At 67.0% G+C, this 26,369-nt stretch carries 22 protein-coding genes and 2 pseudogenes; 15 read left to right on the top strand and 9 right to left on the bottom strand.

Going from position 1 to position 26,369, the window contains the following annotated elements; genetic code table 11:
- The first annotated feature begins 17 nt into the window (after positions 1-17).
- The 4 genes and pseudogenes from ileS (at position 18) to dhaM (ending at position 5,420) form a co-directional block, all read left to right on the top strand.
- Positions 18-3,178 (top strand): annotated as a pseudogene (gene ileS / locus C2R22_RS09445) (isoleucine--tRNA ligase).
- Positions 3,179-3,274: 96 nt separating this feature from the next.
- The gene (dhaK, locus tag C2R22_RS09440; RefSeq protein ID WP_103425531.1) at positions 3,275-4,276 is read left to right on the top strand and encodes a dihydroxyacetone kinase subunit DhaK; all 1,002 of its coding nucleotides are present in this window, start codon (positions 3,275-3,277) and stop codon (positions 4,274-4,276) included.
- A gap of 44 nt (positions 4,277-4,320) precedes the next feature.
- A pseudogene (gene dhaL / locus C2R22_RS09435) lies at positions 4,321-5,036 on the top strand (dihydroxyacetone kinase subunit DhaL).
- Positions 5,037-5,420, top strand: coding sequence for a dihydroxyacetone kinase phosphoryl donor subunit DhaM (gene dhaM, locus C2R22_RS09430; protein WP_103425530.1), 384 nt, complete (start codon positions 5,037-5,039; stop codon positions 5,418-5,420). It begins immediately after the preceding pseudogene.
- A gap of 20 nt (positions 5,421-5,440) precedes the next feature.
- Here the strand turns inward: dhaM and ptsH1 are convergent, their stop codons facing one another.
- Positions 5,441-5,707 (bottom strand): phosphocarrier protein HPr, encoded by a 267-nt coding sequence (gene ptsH1, locus C2R22_RS09425; RefSeq protein ID WP_103425529.1) that lies wholly within the window; start codon positions 5,705-5,707, stop codon positions 5,441-5,443.
- Positions 5,708-5,919: 212 nt separating this feature from the next.
- On the opposite strand from ptsH1, the gene C2R22_RS09420 reads away from it, so the two are divergent.
- Both C2R22_RS09420 and C2R22_RS09415 read left to right on the top strand, forming a co-directional pair.
- The gene (locus C2R22_RS09420) at positions 5,920-7,164 is read left to right on the top strand and encodes an FAD-dependent oxidoreductase (protein ID WP_103425528.1); all 1,245 of its coding nucleotides are present in this window, start codon (positions 5,920-5,922) and stop codon (positions 7,162-7,164) included.
- 90 nt (positions 7,165-7,254) lie between these two features.
- On the top strand, positions 7,255-7,482 hold the full coding sequence (locus C2R22_RS09415; protein ID WP_103425527.1) for a HalOD1 output domain-containing protein: 228 nt from the start codon (positions 7,255-7,257) through the stop codon (positions 7,480-7,482).
- A 34-nt stretch (positions 7,483-7,516) separates the two neighbouring features.
- Here C2R22_RS09415 and C2R22_RS09410 read toward each other — a convergent pair whose 3' ends face one another.
- From C2R22_RS09410 to glpA, 3 genes are read right to left on the bottom strand one after another with little or no spacing between them, the layout of a single operon-like run.
- Positions 7,517-8,812, bottom strand: a complete 1,296-nt coding sequence (locus C2R22_RS09410) for an anaerobic glycerol-3-phosphate dehydrogenase subunit C (protein WP_103425526.1) — start codon at positions 8,810-8,812, stop codon at positions 7,517-7,519.
- On the bottom strand, positions 8,809-10,074 hold the full coding sequence (glpB, locus tag C2R22_RS09405) for a glycerol-3-phosphate dehydrogenase subunit GlpB (protein WP_103427631.1): 1,266 nt from the start codon (positions 10,072-10,074) through the stop codon (positions 8,809-8,811). Before glpB ends, C2R22_RS09410 begins: the two co-directional genes overlap by 4 nt.
- On the bottom strand, positions 10,064-11,797 hold the full coding sequence (glpA, locus tag C2R22_RS09400) for an anaerobic glycerol-3-phosphate dehydrogenase subunit GlpA (RefSeq protein WP_103425525.1): 1,734 nt from the start codon (positions 11,795-11,797) through the stop codon (positions 10,064-10,066). The genes glpB and glpA overlap by 11 nt, the downstream gene beginning before the upstream one ends.
- A gap of 381 nt (positions 11,798-12,178) precedes the next feature.
- Between glpA and glpK the strand changes: the two genes are divergently transcribed.
- From glpK to C2R22_RS09375, 6 genes are all read left to right on the top strand, one after another.
- Positions 12,179-13,717, top strand: coding sequence for a glycerol kinase GlpK (glpK, locus tag C2R22_RS09395; protein WP_103425524.1), 1,539 nt, complete (start codon positions 12,179-12,181; stop codon positions 13,715-13,717).
- Between the two features lie 3 nt (positions 13,718-13,720).
- A complete protein-coding gene (locus tag C2R22_RS09390; protein ID WP_103425523.1) occupies positions 13,721-14,812 on the top strand; it encodes a hypothetical protein in 1,092 nt (363 codons plus the stop codon).
- A 130-nt stretch (positions 14,813-14,942) separates the two neighbouring features.
- Complete coding sequence (locus tag C2R22_RS09385) at positions 14,943-16,133, top strand: Cdc6/Cdc18 family protein (protein ID WP_103425522.1); 1,191 nt, start codon at positions 14,943-14,945, stop codon at positions 16,131-16,133.
- A 134-nt stretch (positions 16,134-16,267) separates the two neighbouring features.
- Positions 16,268-16,417: a hypothetical protein gene (locus tag C2R22_RS25000; protein ID WP_162562439.1), complete on the top strand. Its 150-nt coding sequence runs from the start codon at positions 16,268-16,270 to the stop codon at positions 16,415-16,417.
- A gap of 142 nt (positions 16,418-16,559) precedes the next feature.
- A complete protein-coding gene (locus tag C2R22_RS09380; protein WP_103425521.1) occupies positions 16,560-17,228 on the top strand; it encodes a helix-turn-helix domain-containing protein in 669 nt (222 codons plus the stop codon).
- Between the two features lie 128 nt (positions 17,229-17,356).
- Positions 17,357-18,025 carry a phosphoglycolate phosphatase gene (locus tag C2R22_RS09375; protein ID WP_103425520.1) on the top strand — a complete coding sequence of 223 codons (669 nt, stop codon included), beginning with the start codon at positions 17,357-17,359 and terminating at the stop codon, positions 18,023-18,025.
- Positions 18,026-18,033: 8 nt separating this feature from the next.
- Here C2R22_RS09375 and cutA read toward each other — a convergent pair whose 3' ends face one another.
- Together cutA and C2R22_RS09365 are read right to left on the bottom strand one after the other, a co-directional pair.
- Complete coding sequence (gene cutA / locus C2R22_RS09370) at positions 18,034-18,366, bottom strand: divalent-cation tolerance protein CutA (RefSeq protein WP_103425519.1); 333 nt, start codon at positions 18,364-18,366, stop codon at positions 18,034-18,036.
- A complete protein-coding gene (locus tag C2R22_RS09365) occupies positions 18,366-18,551 on the bottom strand; it encodes an HEWD family protein (RefSeq protein WP_103425518.1) in 186 nt (61 codons plus the stop codon). The genes cutA and C2R22_RS09365 overlap by 1 nt, the downstream gene beginning before the upstream one ends.
- A gap of 82 nt (positions 18,552-18,633) precedes the next feature.
- On the opposite strand from C2R22_RS09365, the gene C2R22_RS09360 reads away from it, so the two are divergent.
- Both C2R22_RS09360 and C2R22_RS09355 read left to right on the top strand, forming a co-directional pair.
- Complete coding sequence (locus C2R22_RS09360) at positions 18,634-19,194, top strand: class I SAM-dependent methyltransferase (RefSeq protein WP_103425517.1); 561 nt, start codon at positions 18,634-18,636, stop codon at positions 19,192-19,194.
- Positions 19,195-19,357: 163 nt separating this feature from the next.
- Complete coding sequence (locus C2R22_RS09355) at positions 19,358-19,513, top strand: rubrerythrin-like domain-containing protein (protein ID WP_103425516.1); 156 nt, start codon at positions 19,358-19,360, stop codon at positions 19,511-19,513.
- A 116-nt stretch (positions 19,514-19,629) separates the two neighbouring features.
- On the opposite strand, the gene C2R22_RS09350 is transcribed toward C2R22_RS09355, so the two are convergent.
- The 3 genes from C2R22_RS09350 to aglM all read right to left on the bottom strand — a co-directional run bounded on the left by C2R22_RS09350 (position 19,630) and on the right by aglM (position 25,309).
- A complete protein-coding gene (locus C2R22_RS09350; RefSeq protein WP_103425515.1) occupies positions 19,630-20,607 on the bottom strand; it encodes a DUF368 domain-containing protein in 978 nt (325 codons plus the stop codon).
- Positions 20,608-20,611: 4 nt separating this feature from the next.
- The gene (locus C2R22_RS09345) at positions 20,612-23,857 is read right to left on the bottom strand and encodes an oligosaccharyl transferase, archaeosortase A system-associated (protein ID WP_103425514.1); all 3,246 of its coding nucleotides are present in this window, start codon (positions 23,855-23,857) and stop codon (positions 20,612-20,614) included.
- Positions 23,858-24,004: 147 nt separating this feature from the next.
- Entirely contained in the window at positions 24,005-25,309 is a 1,305-nt protein-coding gene (aglM, locus tag C2R22_RS09340; RefSeq protein WP_103425513.1) for a UDP-glucose 6-dehydrogenase AglM, read from the bottom strand.
- 118 nt (positions 25,310-25,427) lie between these two features.
- Here aglM and aglG point away from each other — a divergent pair, with 118 nt between their 5' ends.
- Complete coding sequence (gene aglG, locus C2R22_RS09335) at positions 25,428-26,351, top strand: glucosyl-dolichyl phosphate glucuronosyltransferase (protein ID WP_103425512.1); 924 nt, start codon at positions 25,428-25,430, stop codon at positions 26,349-26,351.
- The last annotated feature ends 18 nt before the right edge of the window (positions 26,352-26,369 follow it).

Below are 26,369 nucleotides of genomic sequence, written 5' to 3'. Positions count from 1 at the left end.
TAGGAACGAGTATGAGTATGGACACGGACGAGGTCTCCGACCAGTACACGCCCGCCGACGTCGAGAGCGGAGTCGAGGCGTACTGGGACGCCAACGACGCGTACGAGGCGACGAAGGAGGCACACGCCGACGACCCGGCCTTCTTCTTCGTCGACGGCCCGCCGTACACCTCCGGGCAGATGCACCTCGGGACGGCGTGGAACAAGACCCTCAAGGACGCCGTCATCCGCCGCAAGCGCATGGAGGGTTTCGCTGTCACCGACCGGCCGGGCTACGACATGCACGGCCTGCCCATCGAGGTGAAGGTCGAGGAGGAACTCGGCTTCGAGTCGAAGAAGGACATCGAAGAGTACGGGATGGAGGCGTTCATCGAGGAGTGCAAGTCCTTCGCCGAGCGCAACCGGGAGAACATGGACGAGGACTTCCAGTCCATCGGGACGTGGATGGACTGGTCGGACCCGTACAAAACCATCTCGCCGGAGTACATGGAGGCGGCGTGGTGGGCGTTCTCGAACGTCCACGAGAACGGCCTCGTCGAGCGGGGCAAGCGCGCCATCAACCAGTGCCCCCGGTGTGAGACGGCCATCGCCGACAACGAGGTCGAGTACCACGAGATCGAATCCCCCTCTATCTACGTGAAGTTCCCGCTGAAGGGGAGAGAGGGTAGCCTCGTCATCTGGACGACGACGCCGTGGACCATCCCCGCGAACACGTTCGTGGCCGTGGACGCGGAGATGACGTATCAAGCAGTGCGCGCCGAGAAAGGCGGAGAAAGCGAGGTGCTGTATCTCGCCGAACCCTGCGTCGAGGAGGTGCTGAAGAAGGGCCGCTACGAGGAGTACGAAGTCGTCGAGGAACTCACCGGCGAGGAGATGGTCGGCTGGGCGTACGACCACCCGCTCGCGGAGGAGGTGCCGGACCACGCGACCTTCGAGGGCGCAGGGGAGGTGTACACGGCCGAGTACGTCGAGGCCGACAGAACTGGACTGGTTCACTCGGCGCCCGGACACGGTCAGGAGGACTTCGAACGCGGACGCGAACTCGGCTTGGAGATATTCTCGCCCGTCCGAGGGAACGGTACGTTCACCGACGCCGGCGGGGCGTACGCGGGGACGTTCGTCCGCGACGCCAACGACGACATCATCGCGGACCTCGACGCTCACTCGCTCCTCCTCCACTCGGGGACGCACCACCACCGCTACGGCCAGTGCTGGCGGTGTGACACGGACATCATCTTCCTCGCGACCGACCAGTGGTTCATCACGGTCACCGACGTCAAAGAGGAGTTACTGGAGAACATCGAAGCGTCGGAGTGGTTCCCCGACTGGGCCCGCGACAACCGCTTCCGGAACTTCGTCGCCGACGCCCCCGACTGGAACGTCTCCCGGCAGCGCTACTGGGGGATTCCCCTCCCCATCTGGGTCCCGAAGGACCAGGAGTACTCGACGGAGGACATCCTCGTCGTCGGGACGCGCGAAGAACTGGCGAAACGAGTCGACCAGGAGGTCGACCCCGACGACATCGACCTCCACCGCCCCTCGGTCGACCCGCTGACCATCACCGAAGAGGGCACGACGTACGAGCGCGTCCCGGACGTCTTCGACGTCTGGATCGACTCCTCGGTGGCGACGTGGGGAACCCTCGGGTACCCCTCCTCGACCGAAGAGTTCGACGACCTCTGGCCCGCCGACCTCATCATCGAGGCCCACGACCAGACGCGCGGGTGGTTCTGGTCCCAGTTAGGGATGGGAACGGCCGCCGTCGGCGAGGTTCCGTACGAGCAGGTGTTGATGCACGGCTTCGCCAACGACAGCGAGGGTCGCAAGATGTCGAAGTCGCTCGGCAACATCGTCACACCCGAGGAGGCCATCGAGCGGTTCGGCCGCGACCCGCTCCGCGCGTACCTGCTCTCGCACAACCAGCACGGCGAGGACCTCGCGTTCGAGTGGGACGGCCTCGGGGAGATGCAGTCGAAGCTCAACATCTTCTGGAACGTCTTCCGCTTCCCGCTGTCGTACATGGAACTCGACGGCTACGACCCCGCCGAAGCGAGCCTCGCTGACGGCGAACTCACCGTCGTCGACGAGTGGGTGCTCTCGCGGCTCCAGAGCGTGAAAGCGGACGTGGAGGACGCCTGGGCCGAGTACCGCGTCCACGACGCGCTCAATTCGGTGTTGGAGTTCGTCACCGCGGACGTCTCGCGTTTTTACGTGAAGGCCATCCGCGAGCGCATGTGGGAGGACGAGGACTCCGATTCCAAACGTGGAGCGTACGCCACGCTCTCGGTCGTCCTCGACGAGGTGGTCAGGCTCCTCGCGCCCTTTACGCCGTACATCACCGAGCGGATGTACCAGCGACTCGACGGCTCCGAGACGAGCGTCCACGCCCTCGCCGCGCCCGAGGTCGACGAGACGCTCCACCGGCCGGAACTGGAGGCGGAGATGGCCGTCCTCAGGCGAGTCGAGGAGGCGGCGGCGAACGCCCGCCAGCAAGGGGGACGAAAGCTCCGGTGGCCCGTCCCGCGGGTCGTCGTCGAATCCGAGGACGAGGAGGTTCGCGCGGCGGTCGAGTCGCTCTCTGACCTCCTCTCCGAACGGGTGAACGCCCGCACCATCGAGGTGTGTGAGACGTTCGACGAACTCGTCGAGTACGCCGAACCGCAGATGGGTCTCATCGGCCCCGAGTTCGGTGCCGACGCCCAGAAGGTGATGAACGCCGTCGAGGGTGCCAGCCGCGACGAACTCGCCGGCGACACCCTCTCGGTGATGGTCGACGGCGACGAGTACGAACTCACCGCGGAGATGGTCGAGTGGCGCGCGGATCCCCCGAACACGTCTCGGGAGCCGACTTCGAGTCGGGCACGGTGTACGTCGACACCAGCCTCACCGAGGAAATCGAGGCCGAGGGGTACGCCCGCGACGTCGTTCGGCGGATCCAGGAGATGCGAAAGCGCCTCGACCTGGCCGTCGAAGAGGAGATTCACACGGCAGTGGATGTCGCGGACGACCGCGTCGCCGACCTCGTCGACCGCCACCGCGACCTCATCGCCGAGGAGACGCGGACCGAAACGTTCGTCGACTCGGCCGAAGGGATGGACCTCGTCGAGGAGTGGGACGTCGAGGGCGTCGCCGTCACCATCGGAATCGACCGACTCGAAGCGACCGAGACGGCCGCGTAAGCCGGAGCCGTACCTGTCGTTCGTCGAGAGGGTCGTCCCGACTCATTATTCACGACAAACACTTTTCACCTCGTTCTCCGTCTGGTAGCACGCGCCATGAAGAAACTCATCAACGAACCGGCGGACGTGGTGGACGAGATGCTCGACGGGATGGTCGCGGCGTACCCCGACCAGGTACGGCGGCTCGACGGAATCGAAGTCCTCGTGAGAGAGGACGCCCCCGTCGACGGGAAGGTGGGCATCGTCTCGGGCGGGGGGTCGGGACACGAGCCGACACACGCGGGCTACCTCGGCGAGGGGATGCTCGATGGGGCCGCGGCGGGCGAGGTGTTCACCTCCCCGACGGCGGACCAGCTCCAGGAGATGATCCAGGCGTGTGACGGCGGCGAGGGCGTCCTCTGCGTGGTGAAGAACTACGAGGGCGACGTGATGAACTTCGACACCGCCGCCGAACTCGCGGAGATGGAAGGCGTCGACGTCGCACAGGTCGTCGTGAACGACGACGTCGCCGTCGAGGACTCGCTGTACACCTCCGGTCGGCGCGGCGTCTGCGGGACCATCCTCGTCCACAAGGCCGCCGGCGCGAAGGCGGCACAGGGCGGGAGCCTGGAGGAAGTACAGGCGGTCGCCGAGAAGGTCATCGACAACGTCGGGACGATGGGGATGGCGCTCACCTCCTGTGTCACCCCCGAGAAGGGCGAACCGACGTTCGACCTGGGCGAGGACGAGATCGAACTCGGTATCGGCATCCACGGCGAACCCGGAACCGAGCGCACGGACGTGATGAGCGCCGACGAGGTCACCGAACACCTCACCGAGCGCGTGCTGGAGGACCTCGCTCTCGACGAGGGACAGGAGGTCGTCACCATCGTCAACGGGATGGGCGGGACGCCGCTGTCGGAACTGTTCATCGTCAACCGCAAGCTGCAGGAGGTTCTCGGCGAGCACGGCCTGGAGACGTGGGACGCGTGGGTCGGCGACTACATGACGTCGCTCGACATGATGGGCTGCTCGATTACGGTCTGTGCCGTCGACGACGAGTTAAAAGAACTCATCGGAGCACCGTGTGACACGCCGGCCCTGACCGTTCGAGAGTAGGTCGCGGCCCGTATCCTTATTTTCCTGCCGGCTGATTCGGTGGCATGGCAGACACGGACGTCCAGGTGGCGGCGTTGCACGCGGCACTCGAGAACATCGCCGAGCGACTCGCCGAGGAGAAGAAGTACCTCACGGACCTCGACTCGGCCATCGGCGACGCCGACCACGGGGCGAACATGAACCGCGGGTTCCAGACGGTCTTAGAGAAGACCGAGGGGATGGACGGCGAGCCCGCGGAGGTCGTCAAAACCGTCGGGATGGCCATCGTGAGCGAAGTCGGCGGTGCCGCCGGTCCTCTCTACGGCGGTTCCATCATGACCGCGAGCCAGGAACTGGAGGGGGAATCACCGCGGAGACGAGCGTCGCCTTCGCCGAGGCCTACCTCGAAAAACTTCAGGACCGCGGCGGCGCCCAGTTGGGTCAGAAGACGATGGTCGACGCCGTCACGCCCGCCGTCCACACGTACAAGAAGTCCATCGAGGAGGACGGCCTCTCGCCCCTCGAAGCGCTGGCGAAGGCCGTCGACGCCGCCGAGCGCGGGGTGAACTACACCGTCCCGCTGCGGGCGACGAAGGGTCGGGCCTCGTATCTGGGGTGGCGCTCCGTCGGTCACCAGGACCCCGGCGCGACGTCGACGCTGTTCATCCTCGAAGAGTTGCTCGAAACGGCGACGGAGTACCTCGACGGCGACGTCGAACAGGACGCCACGTCGCCGACGGTTCCGGACGACGGTGCCGGCGAGGGCGAGGAGGCGTCGTAGATGGTCGGCCTCGTCGTCGTCTCACACTCGGCGAAGGCGGCCGAGGGAATCTGTGAGGTGGCGGCACAGATGGCGTCGGGCGCGAGTATCGAACCGGCGGGCGGCGGGAAAGACGGCAGTCTCGGCACGTCCGTCGACCGCATTCAGGAGGCCATCGAAGCGGCCGACGACGGCGACGGCGTCGTCCTCCTCGTCGACCTCGGGAGCGCGGTGATGAACGCCGAACTCGCGGTGGAGATGTCGGAGAGCGAGGTTCGCATCGCCGACGCGCCCGTCCTCGAAGCGGCCGTCAACGCCGCCGTCGAGGCGACGAGCAAGAAGGCGACGCTCGAATCCGTCCTGGCGTCGGCCGAGGAAGCCCGCGACTACCGGAAGCTGAACTGACCCGAACGAACGGAGCTGAACTACCCTTCGACCTCTTCGGTCGAGAGCACCGCTTCCAGCGCGTCCAGCGCGGCCTCGCTGTCTTCGCCTTCGGCGACGAGTCGCACCGTCTCGCCCGACTTCACGCCGAGACCCGTCACGGCGAGCATGCTCCGAGCGGGGGCGAGGTCGCCGTCCTTGGGGCCGATCTGGATGTCGCAGTCGTACTCGTTCGCGGTCTCGACGAACTTCGACGCGGGACGGGCGTGCAGGCCAGCCTCCGGGACGACGGTGACGAGTCGTTCCATACCCTCCTCTGTTCGGACCGAGGGTGTTAGCCGCTTCGGTCCCGCCTCCGGCCCCGGTCGCCGGTCCTCACACTCGCCGGGTCGAGTCCCCGCCGTCCTGCGGGTGAAGCCGACGACGAACGCCGTCCTTCCAGTGCCGCTCTGTCTCGTCGCGCACGTCCCCGAGGGCGGACCGGGCGAAGAGTCAAGTCTTCACAGACCAATGACGTTTGATGACACACCGAACGGACGTGCTGGTGGTCGGCGGTGGCGCAACCGGTGCGGGTGTCGCCCGCGACCTCGCCCTCCGCGGGGTCGACGTGACGCTCGCAGAGAGGGGGGGACTCTCCTCGGGGACGACGGGGCGGTCACACGGCCTCCTCCACAGCGGCGCCCGGTACGCCGAGGCCGACGAGGTCGGCGCCCGCGAGTGCATCGCGGAGAACCGCATCCTCCGCGACATCGCCGGGCACTGCGTCGGCGACACCGGCGGGCTCTTCCTCCAACTCGCGGCGGACGACCCCGACTACTTCGACGCGAAGCTCGCGGCCTGTCGCGAGTACGGCATCGACGCCGAGGTTATCTCGGACGAGGAGGCACGCGAGCGCGTCCCGGACCTCGCCCCCGAGGTCGAACGGGCGATGATCGTCCCTGACGCCGTCGTCTACCCCTCGCGGCTCGTCGCGGCCAACGCGGCCGACGTCGAGCAACGCGGCGGAACCGTCCTGCGGGACGCCCCGCTGGAGTCGTTTACCGTCGAAGACGGCCGCATCGTGGGGACGCGACTCGGGGGGAGCGCGAACGTCGACGTCGCGGCGACGTACGTGGTGAACTCGACGGGCGCGTGGGCGGGGCAGGTCGCCGAGAAGGCCGGCGTCGACGTCGAGATGCGCCCCACGAGCGGCGTGATGGTCTCGGTCGACTACGCCGACCTGGGACCGGTCCTCAACCGGTGTCGCGAACCGGACGACGGCGACATCGTCATCCCGCACGACGACCAGGTCGTCCTGGGGACGACGAGCAACGTCGTCGACGACCCCGACGACTACCCCCAGGACGAGGGGGAAATCCAGAAGATGTTCGACGAGTGCGGCGACATGCTCCCCGCCGTCCGCGACTGTGAGACCCTCCGGGCGTGGTGGGGCGTCCGGCCGCTGTACGCGCCCGACGAGGACTCCCGGAGGAGCCAAAGCGGCGGGCGGGGGGCGAACCGCGGTATCTCCCGCGGGTTCTTCGTCCTCGACCACGCCGAGGAGGTAGAGAACTTCGCGAGCGTCGTCGGCGGGAAGCTGACCTCCTACCGGCTGATGGCCGAGCAGACGGCGGACCTCGTCGCCGACCGTCTCGACGTCGACGAGCCGTGTCGAACCGCCGAAGAGCCCCTCCCCGGCGCGGACGACCCCACGACGCTGAACGAGTTCGTCTCGGCGTACGACGCGCGTTCCCCGACCGACGAGGACGTCGTCGCGGACGACTGAGCTTCAGACGCCGACGAGTCGTCGACGACTCGTCGACGTCTGCCGTGAGTCTGACGGGGAATTATTCGATTCCGCGACTATCGTGCGGTGATGAGTGACGCCGGTTCGAACGAGACCGACCTCAGCGTTCGCGTCGCGAACGAAGTCGCCGCCGCCAAGGGCGTCGACCCGACCGACCTCGACCCGCTCACGGCGTTCGTCGATCTGGAGTCCGTCGACACGCTGGTCGCGAACAGCACCGAGCGGATCCGCATCGAGTGGTCGCACGACGGGCTTCACGTCGAAATCGACTCCGACGACGGCGTGCGCGTGTGGTGAGCGTCGGATTCGCGACTCGCCCCGCTCACCCCGCTCAGACGACCGCTTCTTCGAGCAACTGGAGGGGGTGACGGATCTCGTAGCCGCTGCCGTGGGCCATCTGCATCGAGCAGGTGGGACACTCCGTCATCCCGACGGTGCCCTTGGCGTGGCGCATGTGGTCGAACATGTCCTCGCCGATCTTCATCGACTTCTCGTACTTCTCGGACTTCCAGCCGTAGGTCCCCGAGATGCCGGAGCAGGAGGAACCGACGTCCTCTATCTCGAAGCCGTCGACTTCCCGAAAGAGTTCCACCGCCTGTCGGTCGAGCCCCTGGTTACGGGCGTGACACGGCGCGTGGTACGCCAGGTCCGGGTAGTCGACCGTCCTGCCCTCCAGGGCACCCTCGACGTCCTCGTAGATGCGGAGGTACTCCAGCGCCTCGTACGTGTGGTTCGACACCTCGTCTATCCCCGATATCTGGAACAGTTCGGGGTACTCCTGCTTCAGCGACATCGAACAGGAGGTACAGGAGGCGATGACGTCGTACCCCTCGTCGATGAGGTCCTTGAACTCGGGGACGTTCACCTTCGCGGCGCGCTCGGCGTCGTCCAGCATCCCGTTGGCGAACATCGGCGTGCCCGAACAGCGCTGGCGGGGGACCGCGACCTCGTAGCCGAACTCCTCGAACACGCGAACGAGCGCCTTCCCGACCTCCGGCGTGTTGTAGTTCGAGTAACACCCGTGGAAGTACGCGATGCGCTTCTCGTCGCTCTCTATCTGCGCGCCGCCGCGCTCGGCCCACCACTCGCGGAACGTCTGGGAGGCGAACTCGGGGAACTCTCGCTCGGACGTGATGCCGAGCGTCTTCTCGTTGATCTTCTGGACGAGAGAGTTACCCATCACGAAGTTGGTGAGCCGCGGAACCTTGCTCCCCAGTTCGGCGAGCGTCCGGTAGTTCGAGAGGATCCTGTTTCTGATGTACTCTCGCGAGCGGTGGTCCATCTGGTTCTCGACGTACTCTCCCCTCGCTTCGTTGTGCATCTGGCTCAGGGGCACGCTGGAGGGACAGGCGTTGTCACAGCGCATGCAGTTCGAACAGGACATGATGGAGTCGTCGATTTCGACGTCCTCCTTGCGCTTGAGCCGCCACTGCTCGGGCCCCTGGAACTTCGGTCCCGGGAACTCGTCGTCGACCTCGGCGACCGGACACGACGTATCACACGCCGTGCACTTGTAGCAGTTGTCCGCGCCGGGGCGGAGGTCCATACCGTCGTCGAACACCTCGACGGGTTCGTACTCGTCAACGGGTTCGAAGTCGAAGTCTGCGGGGGATTGTGCGTCACTCATGCGGATTCACCAGCCTCGCGGCCCGCGACCACACCGGTCGCGAGGGAGACGCCGCTGGCCGATTTCTCGGCCGCGACGTTCGCGCCGCCGACGACACCGCCGGCGGCGAAGAGGTTCTCGAACTCTGCGTGTCCGTCCGCACGGGTGGGACGGAGTCGGTCGTCGGGCACCACGCCGAACGAAGTAAAGGGGTGGTCGCCGAAGGCGTCGTCGACGAACCAGTCGTAGCGGTCGTCGGGGTGGGGGACGTAACAGTCGAACAGCGGTTCGCGGACGCCCTCCCGGGAGGAGGCGATTCCCTTCCCCACGAGGCCCCCCGTCGCGAGGACGACCGCGCTGGCGTGGTAGGGAATCTCTCGGCCCTTTCGGTCGACCACGACGGCCGACACCTCGCCGTCGTCGGTCTCGTAGCCGACCGCCTTGTTCCCCGAGGAGATGCGAACCCCGGCCGCGTCGAGCGCGGCGAAGAGGAGGTCTTCGAGGCGGAGGCCGGGCAGCGAGGGCGGTCCCATCGGGACCTCGAACACCTCCGCGTCCAGGTACGCTTCGAGGTCGGCGCGCACCTCGTGGCGGCGGTCGTCGCCGAGGAGAGAGGGAAACCCGACGCGCTCCGCACCGTCCAGGTGGGGCTCGACCGTCGCCGCGAGCGCCTCTCTCGTCCCCCGTCCGCCGACGTCCTCGTCGGTGTCGAGCGCCTTCGCGAACCGGGTGACCTTCGCGTCCGCCCGGAAGTTCCGCGGGAACGCGACCGTGACGCCCGACGCCTCGAAGGGGACGCCGGCCGCGTCGAGGTGAGCGGCCGCCAGCGACGCCTCGAAGTCGGTCATCGACTCGAACCCCACCAGCAGCATGTCGCGGTCGTCCGAGGCGATTCCCGCGGCGGCCGCCCTCGGATACCGCGCCGTCGGCTTCACCGCGCCGCCGTGGGTCGGGACGAGCGCGTTCGCGTCCGTGTGCCCGCCGAGGTACTCGTCGCCGACGACCTCGTCGAACGTCGCGAGCCCCTCGCGGATGGCCTCCTCGCCGACGACGCGATAGGGGTGGCCCTCGGGCAGGTCGCCGAGTCCCTCGAACGGGTCGACGAGCGGCCCGTCGCCGTCGGACGTGTACCCGAGCACGTCGACGAGACCGCTCGCGTGCCGGAGCGTGCTCTTCTTGTGGGTGACGAGGCGGACGCTCGCGCCCGTCTCGGCGGCGGAGAGCGCGGCCACGGAGCCGGCGATTCCGCCGCCGACGACGACGACGTCCTCGCTAATCGGCATCCCGCCGTCCTCCGTCCGCCGCGGCGCGCGTGGCCCCCGAGTCGTCACCGACCGCCGGACCGCCGTCGAACGCGCCGAAGTCGATCTCGTTCCCGCGACGAACGGGGTCGCGGTCGCGGTTCATCGTCGTCGCGTGCAGCAGGTGCTTCAGCATCGCCTGTGAGAGCTGTTCGCCCCACAGCGCGTGCTTCTCACCCTTCCAGCGCTCCTGGTACAGTTCGTCGAGCGCCTCGCGGGCGACGGGTTCGGGGTACTCCACGGCGAGCGCGTTCGCCATCCGGTGACAGCAGAAGGCGCCCTGACAGTTCCCCATCGAGGCCCTGGTGCGAAGTCGGACGGCGTTGAGGTCGGAGCCCGCCTTGTCGATGGCGTCTCTGACCTCGGCGCGGGTGACGCCCTCACACTCACAGACCGTGGGGTTCGGTCCGTCCGTCTTCAGCACCTCGTCCGCGCGGGAGCCCAGTCGCTGGACGGAGCGGCGGCCGATGGGCGAGCGGAGGCCGAACTCGTCCATGTAGTCGCGCAGGACCGAGAAGTCCTCGCTGCCCGGGAGCGGCACGTCGGCGGTCCGACAGTCGGTCCGGTCGCCGAACTTCTCGCAGACGTGGTCGGATATCTTCTCCGCCATCATGCGGTAGGTGGTGAACTTCCCGCCGACGATGCTCGTCATCCCCGGGAGGTCGTCGCGGTCGCCGTGATCGAGCAAGAAGAAGTCGCGCGTGATGTCCGTCGGGTCCGTCGTCCCGGTCCCCGGCGGTTCGTACAGCGGGCGAACGCCCCAGAACGAGCGGATGGTCCGCGCCTCCTTCAGCATGGGAACGAGCTTCGAGAGCTCGGAGATCATCAGGTCGACCTCCCACTGCTCCTCGGGGTAGTCCTCGGGGTCTTCGACCTCCTCGTCGGTGGTGCCGAGAATGGCCGTCGTCTCGTGCGGGACGATGATGTCGGCGTTCCCTTTGGGCTGGCAGCGGTTGATGACCGTGTCGACCTGCCGGACGTTCATGATGGTCATGACGCCCTTCGAGGGACGGACCTCGATGTCGACGCCGGCCATGTCTCCCACCCGACCGGCCCACGCGCCCGTCGCATTCACCACGTAGTCCGCGTAGATCTTCTCGCGACCGCCGGCCCGTCCGTGGACGCGTTTCCCCTCGCCCGAGGCGTGTTCGACCTCGACGCCGACGACCTCGCCCGCCTCGACGAGGACGTCGACGACCTTCGAGTGCGTCTCGATGCGCGCGCCGTGTTCCTCGGCGCTGGCGGCGTTGGCGACGCAGAGTCGGAACGGGTCGATGGCCCCGTCGGGTACCCGGATCGCCTTGTCGATGTCCTTCGCGAGGTACGGCTCTAGTTGCCGGGCCTCCTCGTTCGACAGCACCTCCGTCGGGATGTCACACTCCTTACAGCCCTTGAGCTTCTTCTCGAAGTACTCCTCGGTGTCCTCGGGCCGTTTGACGAACAGTCCGCCGGTCATCTCGACGCAGTGGCTCGCAATCTCTCGCAGCACCCGGTTCTCCTCGATACACTCCTTGGCGCTCGGCTGGTCCGTGACCGCGTACCGCCCGCCGCTGTGGAGCAGACCGTGCATCCGGCCCGTCGTCCCGTGCGTCAGGTTCCCCTGTTCGACCAGCGTGGCGTCCATCCCACGCATCGCCAGGTCCCGCACGATCCCTGTCCCGGTCGATCCCCCACCGATGACCAGGATCTCTGGTGTGTCTGTCATTAATCTTTGTAACGCTGAGGACCGTATCCACTTTACTTTACCCCTCCTCGGGACTCGTTAGATACGTCACTCGGTACCGTATCGCGTTCGCCCTCACTGACGGTGTCTGCGTCGGGACCGCGCGTGAGCGGTGTCCGGACTTTTCACCCCGTAAAATCGCCGTGAAACGCACTCGTGCGGGTGATTGTCGGGGAGACGCACCAGTCGTGGGACTGTACGCGTGTGCGTGTGCAAAGACCATGAAGAACCATCGGAGACGTGTCTACCTCTCAACGGATTAGCAAAGTTTATCACGCTCTTTCACACTGTTTACTGGTACCGCCGGACCGACGATAAAGAACGGACGTCCGGCAGCGGCTGGCCCACAAAGGAGCTACACACATGAGTCAGGACACATTCGTCGGTGCGATCGACCAGGGGACGACAGGAACGCGCTTCATGGTGTTCGACCACGCGGGCGAAGTGGTCGCGAACGCCTACGAGAAGCACGAACAGATCTACCCGGAGCCGGGGTGGGTAGAACACGACGCGAACGAAATCTGGCGGAACACGAAGCACGTCATCAACACGGCGCTCGACGAGGCCGGACTGAGTTCCGACCAGTTGGAGGCCATCGGCATCACGAACCAGCGCGAGACGACCGTCGTGTGGGACGCCGAGACCGGCAAGCCCATCCACAACGCGCTCGTCTGGCAGGACCGTCGCACGACCGATCGAGTCGAGGAGATTCAGGCCGAGGACAAGGTCGAGTGGATCCGCGAGAAGACCGGGCTGGAGTGTGACGCGTACTTCTCCGCGACGAAGGCCGAGTGGATACTCGACAACGCGGACCCCATCAAGCTCTCCCGGTCGCGGCCCGAGGACGTCCGTGACCGCGCCGAGAGCGGCGAACTGATGATGGGCACCATCGACTCGTGGCTCATCTACAAGCTCACGGGCAACCACATCACGGACGTCACCAACGCGTCGCGGACGATGCTGTACAACATCCACGACAACGAGTGGGACGACGAACTCTTAGAGGAGTTCAACGTTCCGGCCGCGATGCTGCCGGAGGTCCGACCCTCCTCGGACGACGAGTTCTACGGGACCACCTCCGACGTCGGCTTCCTCGACGCCGACATCCCCGTCGCCGGCGCGCTCGGCGACCAGCAGGCCGCGCTGTTCGGGCAGACCTGTTTCGACGAGGGCGACGCGAAGAACACCTACGGCACCGGCTCGTTCATGCTGATGAACACCGGCGAAGAGGCCGTCGCCTCCGAGCACGGTCTCCTGACCACCATCGGCTTCCAGCGCTCGGGCGAACCGGTCCAGTACGCCCTCGAAGGGGCCATCTTCATCACCGGCGCGGCGATCGAGTGGCTCGAAGACATGACGCTCATCGAGAACGCCGCGGAGACCGAGGAACTGGCTCGGTCGGTCGACTCCACCGACGACGTCTACGTCGTCCCGGCCTTTACCGGGCTGGGCGCCCCCCACTGGGACGGCCGCGCCCGCGGCACCATCGTCGGCATGACGCGCGGCACGCGGCGCGAACACGTCGTCCGCGCGACGCTCGAATCCATCGCGTACCAGACGCGTGACGTCGCCGAGGCGATGGAGGCCGACTCCGGCATCGACATGGGCGCGCTCCGTGTCGACGGCGGGGCCGTGAAGAACAACTTCCTCTGCCAACTGCAGGCAGACATCATAGACACCGACATCGTCCGCCCGGTCGTCGACGAGACCACCGCGCTCGGTTCGGCCTACGCGGCGGGCCTCGCCGTCGGTTACTGGGAGACGCTCGACGAACTCCGCGACAACTGGCAGGTCGACCGCGAGTTCGAGGTCGACCCCGACGCGGACTACGAATCCAACTACGGTCGCTGGAAGGAGGCGGTCGCCCGCGCCGAAGACTGGGCTCGCGACGGTGGTGACTGACCGATGAGCGTCCTCCTGCAAGTGTCGGCGATCATCGACGCCATCGCGAACCCCGGGCTACTGCTCGCGGCGTTCGCGGGCGGGGCGTTCGGCGCCGCGCTCGGGGCGCTGCCGGCGTTCTGTTTCACCGGCTTCATGGTCATCGCAGGCGAGGCGGCGAACCTCGCGGTCAACTCCGTCGGCGTCGCCGAGGCGGTCGAGGCGGCCGCTCTCGGCGCTCCCGGCATCACCGGCTCCATCGCGTTCGGAACCGTCTTCGGTCCGCACGTCTCCTTCGCGGGCGGTGCGGCCGCCGCGGCCTACGCCGCGAAGAAGGGGTACATGGACTTCGGCTTCGATTACCACGAGGCGAAGAACATTCCGGCGGCGTTGGGAACGCAGCCTGACGTCCTCGTCGTCGGGGGTCTCTTCGGCATCCTCGGCTTCATCATCACGGCCATCTCCGCGAACCTGGGTGCGCCGTGGGACCCCATCGCCATCGCGGTCGTGCTCTCGGCACTGGCGCACCGACTCGTGTTCGGCTACGACGTCATCGGCGACATCCGTGGCGGCGGCATCCTCGACATGACGCCGTTCGAGCGCGAGGAGATGCGCCCCGCACAGAGCGACGCCGGGGCGATGACCGACGGCGGCGAGACCAAGCAGCGCCTCGCGACCGAGCCGTGGCTCCCCCACCAGTACGAGTGGGGCAACGTTGCGATGATCGGTCTCGTGGCGGGGCTCATCGGCGGCGTCACCGCGCTGACGACCGGAAGCGCCTTCCTGGCGTTCGGTATCAGCGCCGCGTCGCTGACGTTCCTCAACCTCGGCGTCGAGCGCATCCCGGTGACCCACCACATGACCCTCCCCGCGTCGACGGCCGCACTGGCCGTCACCGGTGGGAGCGCGGAGGTCACCACCGTGGCGATGGTCGTCGCGGGCGTCTTCGGCGTCAGCGGTGCGCTCACCGGTGAGGTCGTCCAGCGTGTCTTCTACGCGCACGCCGACACGCACTGGGACCCGCCGGCATCGGCCATCGTGGTGAACACGTTCTTCATCGCGGTGCTCGCCATCGTCGGCGTCTTCAGCACGAGCGTCTGGATCCCGCTCCCGTAGTCGGGACCACCTCCCTCGTGGCACCGTTCTCCGGTCGTCCACTCGACGTGACGTCCCGAGCAACACGTGTCGCCCACACCACCGACACGAGACAGAGAACCGTCACGTGACTCCTCACGCCAGACCCAGCATGGACCTCGACGAACGAATCGAACGACGTCGGCGCGGCGAGAGCGAACGCGCACTCGTCCGCGACTTCGACGTGCTGAGCCCCGTGACACATCTGACCGAGCCAAACGGACGAGGGCCCGTCCTCGAACGCCTGCTCGACGTGCTCGACCCGACGTTCGGCGGTGACCTCCCGGACGACGCGTACGTCTGGGGGCCGAAAGGAACCGGAAAATCCGCCGTCGTCAGCGCGCTGTTCGGCCACCTCTCCGAGCGAAACGCCCGGCGGCAGTCGACCATCCTCACGACGACGCGTGCGGTCGCGCCGCCGGCGACGCTGTTCGTCTACGTGGACGCGCGGGACGCCTCCAGCGAGTTCGCGCTGTATCACGACATCCTCGACAGCGTCGTCGACGAATCCGTTCCCGAAGGCGGCGTCGGGACCGACGACCTTCGGGACCGTCTCGGCGAGGAACTGAGCGGTACGACCCAGGCGGTCGTCGCCGTCGACCACGTCAACGAGTCGAACGCCCTCACCACACCACAGATCGACTCGCTGCTCGACATGCCCTCGATGGCGTACCTCGTCGTCGGCCGCGATCCGCCGGACGCCGACGTGCCCGGGAGCGACGAGTCGGTCGCGGCGCGGGTCGACGAGACCATCGAGGTCCCGCACTACGAGCGCCACGCGCTGGTCGACATCCTCACCCAGCGGGCGTCGCTCGGCCTCGCGCGCAACGCGGTCTCCCACACAGACATCCGCGAGGTGGCATCGTGGGCCGACGGCGACGCTCACGACGCGCTCGCGGTTGTCTTCGGCGCCGCCGACCACGCGCTCGAACGCGGCGATGACCGGATCACGACCGACGACATCGAGGTCGGGATGGACGCGGTCCCGTGGCCCTCCGTGTCGCTCGGGCGGGTCCTCGCGCTCCCGGAGAACCGCCGGCGCATCCTCCGGCGACTCCTCGAACTCGACGCGAGCGCCGTCTCGTCGGTGACCGCCGCCACCGACGCGCTCACCGCCGACCCGCACATCGACCTCTCGGCGACCACCATCAAGCGCGTGCTCTACGAACTCGCCGAGGCGGGCGTGGTCAAGCGCATCGAAACCGACGACGACGACGACCGGGGGCTAGGCCGGCCGCCGAGCCGACTCGAACCGCAGTTTCCGACCCGCGTGTTCCGGCGGCTGGTCGACATCGACGACTAGCCGCCGAAGCACCGAGGCACGGAGACAGCGACAAACGCCTCTGTCGAAACCGCTGTGGCTGAGAGAGTACGGTATAAATGGATTATACCGTTAAGCTACAAACCAATGCGGTCACGGGTCTTCTGTTCGACCGTATGCCACAGCGAATCCGTGCCGACGACCGAGTCAGAGCCACCGAATCGAAGTTCTACCTTCCCGCCGGGGCCACGACGTCGCTCGTAGCCGGTCGGTTGGAGCGCGTCTGGAAGACGCTGTTCAACCACGGCATCGAGACGACGAGATAGCCGCGAACCAACGCGTTGAAACGGTCTACCCGTCGGGAGACCGTATCGATATCTGATCGGACCGCCCCGGTCCAGCACCACGTATCTCGAACGGCAGTTGATTGCAAAGTTTGAACACTGAAAACTACTACTCTACAGAGTAATGGCCGACATCAAAGCGGTCGTCCGAGTCAAACATCCCGACATCGTGCTCACAAAGACGGTCGCTCACGACCGGGGTTCGAGAGTCAAATCGGTGTCGGAAGCGGGAACCGACCCGACGTCGGGGAAGTTCTTCTATCACATCGAGTCGTCCGATTTCTCCCGGTTCGAAGACGGGTTACGGAAGGACAACACCGTTGGCGAATTCGAGCGAGTCATCGAAACCAGAGACGAGAAGGCGATCTACAGCTTTGAGTACACGGACCAAGCGAAAATCCTCTCTCCCGTCATTTCGACCGCGAACGGTGTCATACTCGACATGGAGAACGAAGGAAGCGCTTGGATCATCACGGTCTGGATGCCCGAGCGAACGGATCTGGCCCATCTCTGGGACTATGCAGAACAGAACGGCATCGATATCGAGTTACTGCGCGTGAACGAATACGCTAGCCTGGGTAGTACGGACGCCGGGTTGACGGACAGTCAACGAGAAGCGCTCCTCGTCGCGTTCGAGACGGGATACTTCGAGGAACCACGGAACGCAACGCTCAGCGAAGTCGCCGCCGATTTGGGTATCTCTCAGCCTGCAGCCAGCGGTCTCCTTCGACGGGGAATCAAGCGACTCATCGTCTCGTCCATGATGGAAGGCGATGAGAGTACAGACGAATGAACGCTAATACACACGTGTTCGCCACGCACGATGCCTGAAACCGGTCACCGCCTGAGTGGTCGGATAACGCCCGCCGAGCGGAACCGCGGAAACGACGGCTCTTTGTTCGCCCTCCTTCGACTCCCTCCATGTCCCCTCCGCTCGCGCTCGACATCGACGGTACGCTGACCACGCCGGACGGTAGTCTCGACCCGCGACTGTTCGACGCGCTCGCCGCGTGGGACGCGCCGGTCGTCGTCGCCACGGGCAAGTCGTTCCCGTATCCGGTCGCGCTCTGTCACTTCGCCGGCCTCCCCGAACGTGTCGTCGCGGAGAACGGCGGCGTCGTCTGCACCCCCGACACCGTCCGGTTCGCCGGCGACCGCGAGCGCGCCACGCGGGTGATCGAGACGTTCGAATCGAGGGGCGGCAACGTCGGCTGGAGCGACGCCGACCTCGTGAACCGCTGGCGGGAGACCGAACTCGCCGTCTCGATGGACGCGAACGAGACGCTCCTCAGAGAAGTCGCCGCCGAGTTCGACATGGAGGTGGTCGACACCGGTTACGCGTACCACGTGAAGACGCCGGGCGTCGAGAAGGGCGAGGGGCTGGAACTCGTCGCCGAAGAACTCGGGTACGACCCCGACGAGTTCGTCGCCGTCGGCGACAGCGAGAACGACGCCTCCACGTTCGCCGTCGCCGGCCGATCGTTCGCCGTGGCCAACGCCGACGACATCGCGAAGGCCGCGGCCGACGTCGTCCTGGCGGAGGGGTACATGGACGGAACGCTCGCGGCGCTCGACGCGGTGCGGGACTGATCGTCTCGTCAGTCGGCGTCGGCGTCCGTCGGCCCGTCGTCGGCGTCCGTCGACTCGGCGACCCACGCGCCGAACTCGTCCTCGTACTCGACGTCGAATCGTTCGATGCACGGCACGTCGTACGGGTGCTCCTCGACGAGTCGTGCCACGGCGGCGTCGCACCGTTCCTCGGTCGTCTTGACGAGCAGTATCTCCTCGCTGTCCTCGACCACCTCTCCCTCCCAGCGGTAGGTCGAGGTGCAGGGGACCCGGTTGACGCAGGCCGCGAGGCGTTCCTCGACGAGGGTCCGGGCGAGGTCCTCGGCCACCTCAGGTGGTGCAGTGACGTACAGCGTCGGCATTACGAGTCGAAGGGGGCGAACCGACCGTTGATGTCCCATTCGTGGACGCAGTAGGGGTTCCCGACCCGGCGCTCGCCGTCGACGACGACGATGCGCCAGCTCTCGACGTCCACGTCCCACGTCTCCTCTCGGCTGCATCGCTCGCACGTCCGCTCGGTCGGCCGTCGAAGTTCGCCGCTAGTCATACGTGCAGTGGCGACGGCGAGGGATTTAACCCTTCCCTGCCCGTTCCGGTGGGGTTAGGTTCTCCACGTCCCTCCTCTCCGCATGGCCTTCCACACGTTCGACGTCGACCGCGCCGACGAACTGGAGAAGCCGGACCGGTACCGCTTCCTGTCGCGCGAGGAACTCCTCGACCTGCTCGACCCCTCTCCCGGTGACGTCGTCGCCGACCTCGGCAGCGGGACCGGCTTCTACACCGACGAGGTGGCCCCGTTCGTCGACACGCTGTACGCCGTCGACGTCCAGAGCGAGATGCACGACCTGTATCGAGAGAAGGGCCTCCCCCCGAACGTCGAACCCGTGACCGCCGAGGTCGGCGACCTCCCCTTCGACGACGACGCGCTCGACGCCGCGTTCTCGACGATGACCTACCACGAGTTCGCGACGCCCGAGTCGCTGGCGGAACTCGCCCGCGTGGTCCGCCCCGGCGGCCACGTCGTCACCGTCGACTGGTCGGCGCGCGGCGACGCGGCGGACGGGCCACCAGTGGACGAGCGCTACGACCTGGGCGAGGCGGTCACGGCGTTCGCCGACGCCGGCTTCGCCACCGTCCACGCCGCGGAGCGCCGGGAGACGTTCGTCTCCGTCGTCCGGCGTGACCCCTGACCTACGAGAGAAATGGACAATCAAAGAATTAAATGCTCCAATAAACGCTATTTTCTCCACTGTTAATCCACAGTTCCGAGAATATTGAGGTGGACTAGGGGATTATATGGTTAAATGATGTATGAGGAGAACCGTTAAACGCGGCGTTGTGCGACGGTGACACATGGTTGTACACAACGCCGCTATCGACCCACACCGAAGCGAACACGGCTACTACGAGTGTCTCTCGTGCGGCGCCCGGGCGACGAGCGAGGACCGCCTCGGTTGCTGTGCCGACTGCGGCGGCGACGTCCGCAACATCAGCATCGCCCGCGAGTGAGCAGGGTACGCCGGCGAACCGGCGAACTGAACCGTTCTATCCGCTCGACCGTTCGCCGCCGCGGAGCGCGCCGTCCGCGTCGACCCCCGTCCAGCGTGACCGCGTCTCGACCGATCTCAAACCGACCCGGTGCTGCCGACGTCCCCCAGCGACGACCCCCGTTCGAGGACGAGGACGACTGCGCCGCCGACGACCGCCGCCGCGAGGAAGCTTCCGACGACCTCCGGCGTCCAGCCCTGATTCGCCTCGGCGAGGCGACGGCTGACGTCGGCGACGGGCGCGCGGAGCGCGCCGACGATGAGGCTGACGAGGAACGCGAGCGTCGCCTCCCGACGCCGGCTGAGCGCCCACTGGACGACGTGTGAGGTCGTAAACAGCCCCACGACCGCGCCGGAGACGAACGTCACGACGGTCACGACCGAGGGGGTGAGACCGGGAACGCTTCCCCCGAGTACGGCGGCGAGGAGGTCGTCGACCGTCTCCCTGAGCGTCCCGATCATGAACTCGTACTGTCCGAGGAGGATGAGGATGAGCGAGCCGGAGATGCCCGGGAGGACGAGCGCGCTGACGGCGATGAGCCCGGCGAAGAAGACGACGACGGTCTGGTGGCCGAGCGCCGCCCCGGCCTGTCCGGAGACGACGAACGCGAAGACGAACCCCGCGATGGCCGCGGCCACGCGCCCCCGGGTGTCGAGGTGGACGTCGTCCCACAGCACCACCGCGGAGGCGGCGATGAGCCCGAAGAAGAACCCGAACGTGAGGACCGGCACGACTTCGATGGCCGTGTCGACGAGTCGCGTCACGGTGATGATGGCGGTCACGACGCCCGTGCCCAGTACCACGAGGAACGCGAGGTCCATCTCGGCGGCCACCCGCCAGGCCTCGTGACGGTCCTCACCGGGGACGACGAAGCCCAGGAGCGACCGGAGCCGACCCGGCGAGACCGCCGTGATCGCGCCGATGAGCCGCTCGTAGATGCCGGTGATGAGCGCGATAGTGCCGCCGGAGACGCCGGGGACCGCGTCGGCGGTTCCCATACAGACGCCTTTCGCGTAGATGATGAGCCAGCCCACCGCGGCGGTTCGTCGATCCATCTGGTCAGCTCACGCCCACGCGGGCGACGCCATTGTCCGCCGCTGTCGAGTCGAGGCGGGACGACCGGACCGCGACGTCGGCCGACCCGTCCGTCGAGGCGGTGTCGTCCGACGCCGAGTCGTCTGCCGACGAGGACGCCGACGCCGAGTCGCCCGACGCGGAGGCATCCGTCGGCGCGTCCTCGCTGTCGGTGTCGCTGAACGTTAGCTCGGAGGTCTGCCGTTCGAGCGTGACCTCGATGGGACCCGACTGGTCGCCGTTGACCCGTCCCTCGGAGACGTCGGCGGTCGTGCGGTACTCCTCGACGCCCGCCGAGCCGTTTATCTCGACGAGCGTCCCGCCGGTCGAGATGTTGTACGGCCCCATCGCGCGGACGCTCACGTTCGTGTAGCCGTTCTCGGGACCGTACTGGTCGTAACCGGTCGTCGAGTACGGCAGGGTCATCGTGAACTCGCCGTCGGCGTTCGTCCGTGCCTGCTGGCGGTAGGTGAACGTGTAGTTCCCGTTCGGGGCGCGCATGTCCACCTCGGCGGTCACCGTCGTGTTCGGCGGGGCGCCGCTGCCCTCGACGCGCGCACCGGGGACCCGCTCGAACGTCTTCAGCCACGAGGGGTTCGTGACGAACATCTGGGTCGCCGGGAAGCCCGTCAACTGCTGGGCGATGAGGAACTCGCGCTGGTACGACGAAACGCTGAACGCCGAGCTACTACTCGTCCGCACCAGCCGGTAATGTTCGAGGGCGGGCACCCGTTCCTCGGGGATGGCGCCGACGCCACCGATCTGTGCGGAGCCGTCCTGCTCGACGTACGCCCGCGCCGTACTCATGTTCTGGAACTCACGGACCGCGTTCGTCCGGTTGCTCGGGAACGTTCGGACGCTGACCGTCTCGCCGCCCGTGGTCTGTGCCTGCCGGTTCTCCCAGTCGACGACGACCGGCCGCGGTTCGACGGCGCTCCCGTGATAGTGGTACAGCCGGACCATCTGACTCTCGTAGTACCGCTGGTCACGGACGGTGACGCTCGCCTGGAAGTTGCTCGTGTACATCGGCTCGAAGAAGTCCCCGCGGGAGACGTTGCTGTCGTCGTAGAAGACGATCGGCGCACCGAACTTCGAGTTCGGCGAGGCCATCTGCCAGTCGACCATCACGAACCGCGTCTCGTTGCCCTCCTCGCTCTGTCGGGCGAGCACTTCCTCGGCCTGCTCCTCGCTCGGCGCGAGCAGGTAGTTCGCCGCCTCCGTGGCGCCCTCCTGGAACGGGTTGGCGTTCGGGATGCGCTCGGAGCGGAGCGTGATCCAGTGGCCGTAGTCCCACCACGACTGGACCCCGTAGCTCCCCTCGGGGTAGGAGAAGTCGTCGGTTCGCTCGTACGTCCCGTAGTAGTCCATCTCGTTGGACGCGCCGCCGAACGTCCCTTCGGCGGGCGTCTCGCGCTCCATCCACTGGAGGCTGCCGTCCCACTGGACGACGTTTCCGGGGCCGTTCGACTGCGCGGCCTGCCAGGCCGTATCGCTGCTGTCGAACGACGGGTTCCCCGTGTTTCGCACGTTCAGCGGGACGACGAGCACCGGTGCGAGCACCAGCATGACGACGACGATGACGGTGAGGACCTGCCACGACTTGACGTCCGACAACGAGTCGGGAACCGACCGAAGGTCGATGTACCGCAGGAGTTCCCCGACCAGGAAGGCGTTCATCACCGCGACGACAACGGCGAGGTAGTAGTTGAAGCGAATCTGGGTGAACGCGGCGGCCGTGATGAACGCGGCCCAGATGACGATGAACGTGCGTTCGGAGTCGTAGTCGGCCAGCAGCGCCGCGCCGACGATGAGCGCCGACACGACGAGGAGGCTCGTGACCTGTTCGTTCAGCCCGACGACGCCGCCGATGGCGCCGAAGAGGTTCGGAACGAGGAAGACCAGCGCGACGACGACGAGCGACCCGCCGAGGAACGCGAGTTCGCGCGTCTCGCCCTCGTCGACCAGCGGTTTCGCGAGCAGCCAGACCGTGGCCACGACGGCCGTAAAGAGGGTGAAGCCGTACTCGATGAGGATGCGGCCGGTCGCGTCGACGCCCTGTTGCTGGAGGAGGTTCGGGCTCAAGAACGGCTGTGCCTCGCCGATGGTTCGGGCCGTCGCACCCTGTGAGAACCCGACGATACGGAGGAGTTGCGTCTGGACGAAGCCGAGCACGGACGGAGCCACCACCGCGGCGACACCGACGCCGACGACGACGATGCCGAGGACGGCGACGGGGTACAGCGACAGGTCGAGGTCACGGTGCTCCCACTGTCGGGCCAAGAACGCGAGGAACACGGCGGCGAGAGCGACGCTGAACGCCGCGAGCGGCTGGAGCAGCGAGAACTGCGTGGTCGCCAGTCCACCGGTGTCGAGCTGAAGAAGCATCAACACGCCCGCCACGGCGCCGACGACGGCCACCGCGAACGCGACCGGGTCGGGCGTCTTCCCCGCGACGACGGTGCTCGTCAGTTTGACCAGCGTGAACAGGCCGAGGACCCCGACGAGCAGGACGCCCGGCGGCCACACCCACATGTAGACGGCGAGCGCGACGCCACCCAGGGCGGCGTACAGCGTCGGGCGTCGGAGCGCGTCCCAGTCGCGGGTCGTCACGAGTTCCCAGACGGGCATCTCGCGCTCGGCGACCGCGAGGGCGACGACGATGCCGAGCACCGCGAGCGCCTGGAAGAACGGCTCGGCACCGTTGTGGTCGGCGAAGCCGACGAGCGTCCGCTGGAGGAACGTCCCGGGGAGGAGCGCGAGGACAACCACGCCGAAGAGCCCGCCGATGCGGCCGCCGAGGCGCTCGCCGAGATAGTAGGTGGGGACGACCGCGAGGGCGCCGAACACCGCCGGCGCGACGAGGAGGGTCATCGAGACGACCGACTCGCTCGGCGCGCCGAGGCCGACGACGAGCGCGGCCGTCGCGACGAGTTGGTCGTACAGCGTCCCGAACTGCCCGACGCTCGTCCCGTACGGGAAGTTCGTCCAGGGGTCGAACGGCATCGTCGTCGGCCAGTGACGGACCGTGTAGTTCACCTCGCGGAGGTGATACCATGCGTCGTTACCGGAGAAGTAGACCGTTCCATCGCGTGTGAACGAGTCGAGTTCCTGGAGGCGAATCGCCACCATGAGAACCATCACCACCAGGAGCGCGGGGACGTGGAACCAGTCTTCGAAGATGTCGAGGACGGACTGCCCGTCGTCCTCGGCACGCTCGCTACGCTGACTCATTGTTCGTGTGGACCGCCATGGCGCGCATAAGCCTTGTGAAACGAAGCCCGAGGGGTGTGAGAAGCCTCACACCCCGTGCCGTCCGACGAGCCGGGTCACCGCCTCCCCCGCTCGCCTCGGCCCCCAGTCCCGGCCGCGGAGGCTCGCCTACCAGGTCAGCCCCTCGTAGACGATGCCCTCGCGCGGCTCGATGCAGTGTCTCCCGTCGAGGACGAGCGGGTTCGCCATCGCGTCGAACTCCTCGTCCAGGTCCGAGTACTCGGGCCAGTCGGTCGCGACGAGACACGCGTGCGCGCCGTCGAGCGCTTCTTCGGGCGAGTCGGCGACCGCAAAGGAGAGGTCGGGGAACGCCTTCCGCATCGTCTCGACGGCCGCGGGGTCGTGGGCGACGACCTCCGCACCGCGCTCGGCGAGGCCGCGCAGGAGCGGTGCCGAGCGCGTCTCCCGGACGTCGTCGGTGCCGGGCTTGAACGCCAACCCCAGGAGAGCCACGCGCTTGCCGCCGACGTCGACGTGCTCGTCCAGGAGCGAGAGGAGGCGCTCGGGCATCATGTCGTTCACCTCGACGGCCGCGGTCAGCATCGGCGGTTCGTACCCGTGCTCGCGGGCGGCGGCGATGATGGCGGCGACGTCCTTCGGGAAGCACGACCCGCCCCACCCCAACCCGGAGTCGAGGAACGACCGCTGGATGCGGTCGTCGAGCCCCATCGCGTCGGCGATTTCGTAGGTGTCGACTCCCAACTCCTTGCAGATGTTCCCGAGGTCGTTGACGAGCGACACCTTCGCGGCGAGAAAGGCGTTGTTCGCGTACTTCATCATCTCCGCCTCCCTCGTGCCGGTTTCGACGACGTTCGTGTCGTATCGCTCGGTCAGGGGGTCGTAGATGCGACGCTGGACGGCCAGCGTCCGGTCGTCGTCCGCGCCCAACACCACCTTGTCCGGTTCGAGGAAGTCCTGTACGGCAGTCCCTTCGCGGAGGAACTCGGGGTTCATCCCGACGCCGACCTCGTCGCCGAGGGCCTTCCCGCTCGTCTCCGCGACGAGGGGCGCGATGAGGTCCGCGGTCGTACCGGGGACGACCGTACTCTTGACGACGACGGTGTGCCACTCGTCTTTCTCGGCCAGGGTCTCGCCCAGTTGCTCCGCGCCGGCCTCCATGATAGAGAGGTCGATGCTCCCGTCGTCGCGGGAGGGGGTCGGCAGCGCGACGAACGTCGCCTCGGTCTCCAAGACGGCGGCGTAGTCCGTCGTCGCGCGCAGGCGCTCCGTCTCCAGGACGTGTCGCGAGACGAGGTCCGGGAGGCGTTCCTCGTGAATGGGGGGCTCGCCCCGATTGAGCGTCGCGACGATCTCCTCGTTGATGTCGACGTTCACCACGTCGTGTCCCAACTCCGCGAGACAGGCCGCGAGCGTCGTACCGACGTAGCCGCTCCCGATGACGCTGATATCCATGACTGTCTGAATGTCGGGCGGCGGCAAAAAGACGGTGTGAGGAATGCCACCACGGTCTGTCCCGCTCGACGACTCCGAGACGAGAAGACCTATTTCCCCGGGTCGAATACCCCCGCCGGTGAAGGTAAGCGTCGTCATCTGCGCGTACTCGCCCGACGTCTTCGACCACCTCGTCGACGCCGTCAACAGCGTCCTCGCGGGGACGTACGACGACGTCGAGGTCGTCGTCGTCGTCGACGGCGACGAGTCGCTCTGCGAGCGGATCCGCGACCGCTACGAGAGCCACGACGACGTCGTGCTCCACTGCAACGACGAGAACCTGGGACTGTCGGCGAGCCGAAACGAGGGGATAGAGCGCGCCGCCGGCGACGTCGTCGCCTTCCTCGACGACGACGCCGTCGCCCATCCCGAGTGGGTCGAACGGCTCGTCTCTCTCTATCGACGACACGACGCTGTCGCCGCCGGCGGCCGGATGACCGGACGGTGGGTCGCGGGGAAGCCCACGTTCCTCCCCGAGGAGTTCTACTGGCTGGTGGGCGTCACGCACAGAGGGTTCCCGACCGAGGAGTGCGAGGTCCGAAACACGTTCGGGTCGAACATCTCCTTTCGAAGAGAGGTGTTCGAGGAACTGGGCGGGTTCGAGCCGAACCTGGGTCGCTTCGGCGAGAAGCACCTCCAGGGCGAGGAGACGGAGTTCGCCGCGCGGGTGCGCCAGCGCTACGGCGAGGGCGTGTGGTACGACCCCGACGCGGTGGTCGAGCACAAGGTGTTCGACTACCGGACGAAACCAGGGTGGTTGGTAAAACGCGCGTTCTGGCAGGGGTACTCGAAGCGGGTGATGGCGGACGTGTTGCCTGAGGAGGACGGGGGCGAGGAAGGGGACTTCCTGAAGCAGTTGCTGGTCGAGTTCGTCCCCGACCGAGTCGGGGACGTGGTCCGTGAACGTCGCTCGACGGACGCCGTACAACTGCTGTCCCTGGGCCTGCTCACCGCAGTCGTCGGCCTCGGCTACGTGTACGGGGTCGTCACTCGACGGTTGTGAGCGACGAGGCGAACGGAC

Origin of the sequence: Salinigranum rubrum (assembly GCF_002906575.1) — an archaeon.
GTDB classification, from domain to species: Archaea; Halobacteriota; Halobacteria; order Halobacteriales; family Haloferacaceae; genus Salinigranum; species Salinigranum rubrum.
Note: the sequence above shows the minus strand (reverse complement) of the source record. Positions and strands in the feature narration are given on the sequence as shown.

Coding starts and splice junctions, on each gene's coding strand:
- C2R22_RS09360 (WP_103425517.1), top strand. CDS start 18,634: ATGGCCTTCCACACGTTCGACGTCGACCGCGCCGACGAACTGGAGAAG.
- C2R22_RS09365 (WP_103425518.1), bottom strand. CDS start 18,551: ATGACTAGCGGCGAACTTCGACGGCCGACCGAGCGGACGTGCGAGCGA.
- C2R22_RS09350 (WP_103425515.1), bottom strand. CDS start 20,607: ATGGATCGACGAACCGCCGCGGTGGGCTGGCTCATCATCTACGCGAAA.
- C2R22_RS09410 (WP_103425526.1), bottom strand. CDS start 8,812: ATGAGTGACGCACAATCCCCCGCAGACTTCGACTTCGAACCCGTTGAC.
- C2R22_RS09390 (WP_103425523.1), top strand. CDS start 13,721: ATGAGCGTCCTCCTGCAAGTGTCGGCGATCATCGACGCCATCGCGAAC.
- aglM (WP_103425513.1), bottom strand. CDS start 25,309: ATGGATATCAGCGTCATCGGGAGCGGCTACGTCGGTACGACGCTCGCG.
- C2R22_RS09375 (WP_103425520.1), top strand. CDS start 17,357: ATGTCCCCTCCGCTCGCGCTCGACATCGACGGTACGCTGACCACGCCG.
- dhaM (WP_103425530.1), top strand. CDS start 5,037: ATGGTCGGCCTCGTCGTCGTCTCACACTCGGCGAAGGCGGCCGAGGGA.
- C2R22_RS09345 (WP_103425514.1), bottom strand. CDS start 23,857: ATGAGTCAGCGTAGCGAGCGTGCCGAGGACGACGGGCAGTCCGTCCTC.
- ptsH1 (WP_103425529.1), bottom strand. CDS start 5,707: ATGGAACGACTCGTCACCGTCGTCCCGGAGGCTGGCCTGCACGCCCGT.
- C2R22_RS09380 (WP_103425521.1), top strand. CDS start 16,560: ATGGCCGACATCAAAGCGGTCGTCCGAGTCAAACATCCCGACATCGTG.
- C2R22_RS25000 (WP_162562439.1), top strand. CDS start 16,268: ATGCCACAGCGAATCCGTGCCGACGACCGAGTCAGAGCCACCGAATCG.
- dhaK (WP_103425531.1), top strand. CDS start 3,275: ATGAAGAAACTCATCAACGAACCGGCGGACGTGGTGGACGAGATGCTC.
- C2R22_RS09415 (WP_103425527.1), top strand. CDS start 7,255: ATGAGTGACGCCGGTTCGAACGAGACCGACCTCAGCGTTCGCGTCGCG.
- C2R22_RS09420 (WP_103425528.1), top strand. CDS start 5,920: ATGACACACCGAACGGACGTGCTGGTGGTCGGCGGTGGCGCAACCGGT.
- glpA (WP_103425525.1), bottom strand. CDS start 11,797: ATGACAGACACACCAGAGATCCTGGTCATCGGTGGGGGATCGACCGGG.
- glpK (WP_103425524.1), top strand. CDS start 12,179: ATGAGTCAGGACACATTCGTCGGTGCGATCGACCAGGGGACGACAGGA.
- glpB (WP_103427631.1), bottom strand. CDS start 10,074: ATGCCGATTAGCGAGGACGTCGTCGTCGTCGGCGGCGGAATCGCCGGC.
- C2R22_RS09385 (WP_103425522.1), top strand. CDS start 14,943: ATGGACCTCGACGAACGAATCGAACGACGTCGGCGCGGCGAGAGCGAA.
- C2R22_RS09355 (WP_103425516.1), top strand. CDS start 19,358: ATGGTTGTACACAACGCCGCTATCGACCCACACCGAAGCGAACACGGC.
- cutA (WP_103425519.1), bottom strand. CDS start 18,366: ATGCCGACGCTGTACGTCACTGCACCACCTGAGGTGGCCGAGGACCTC.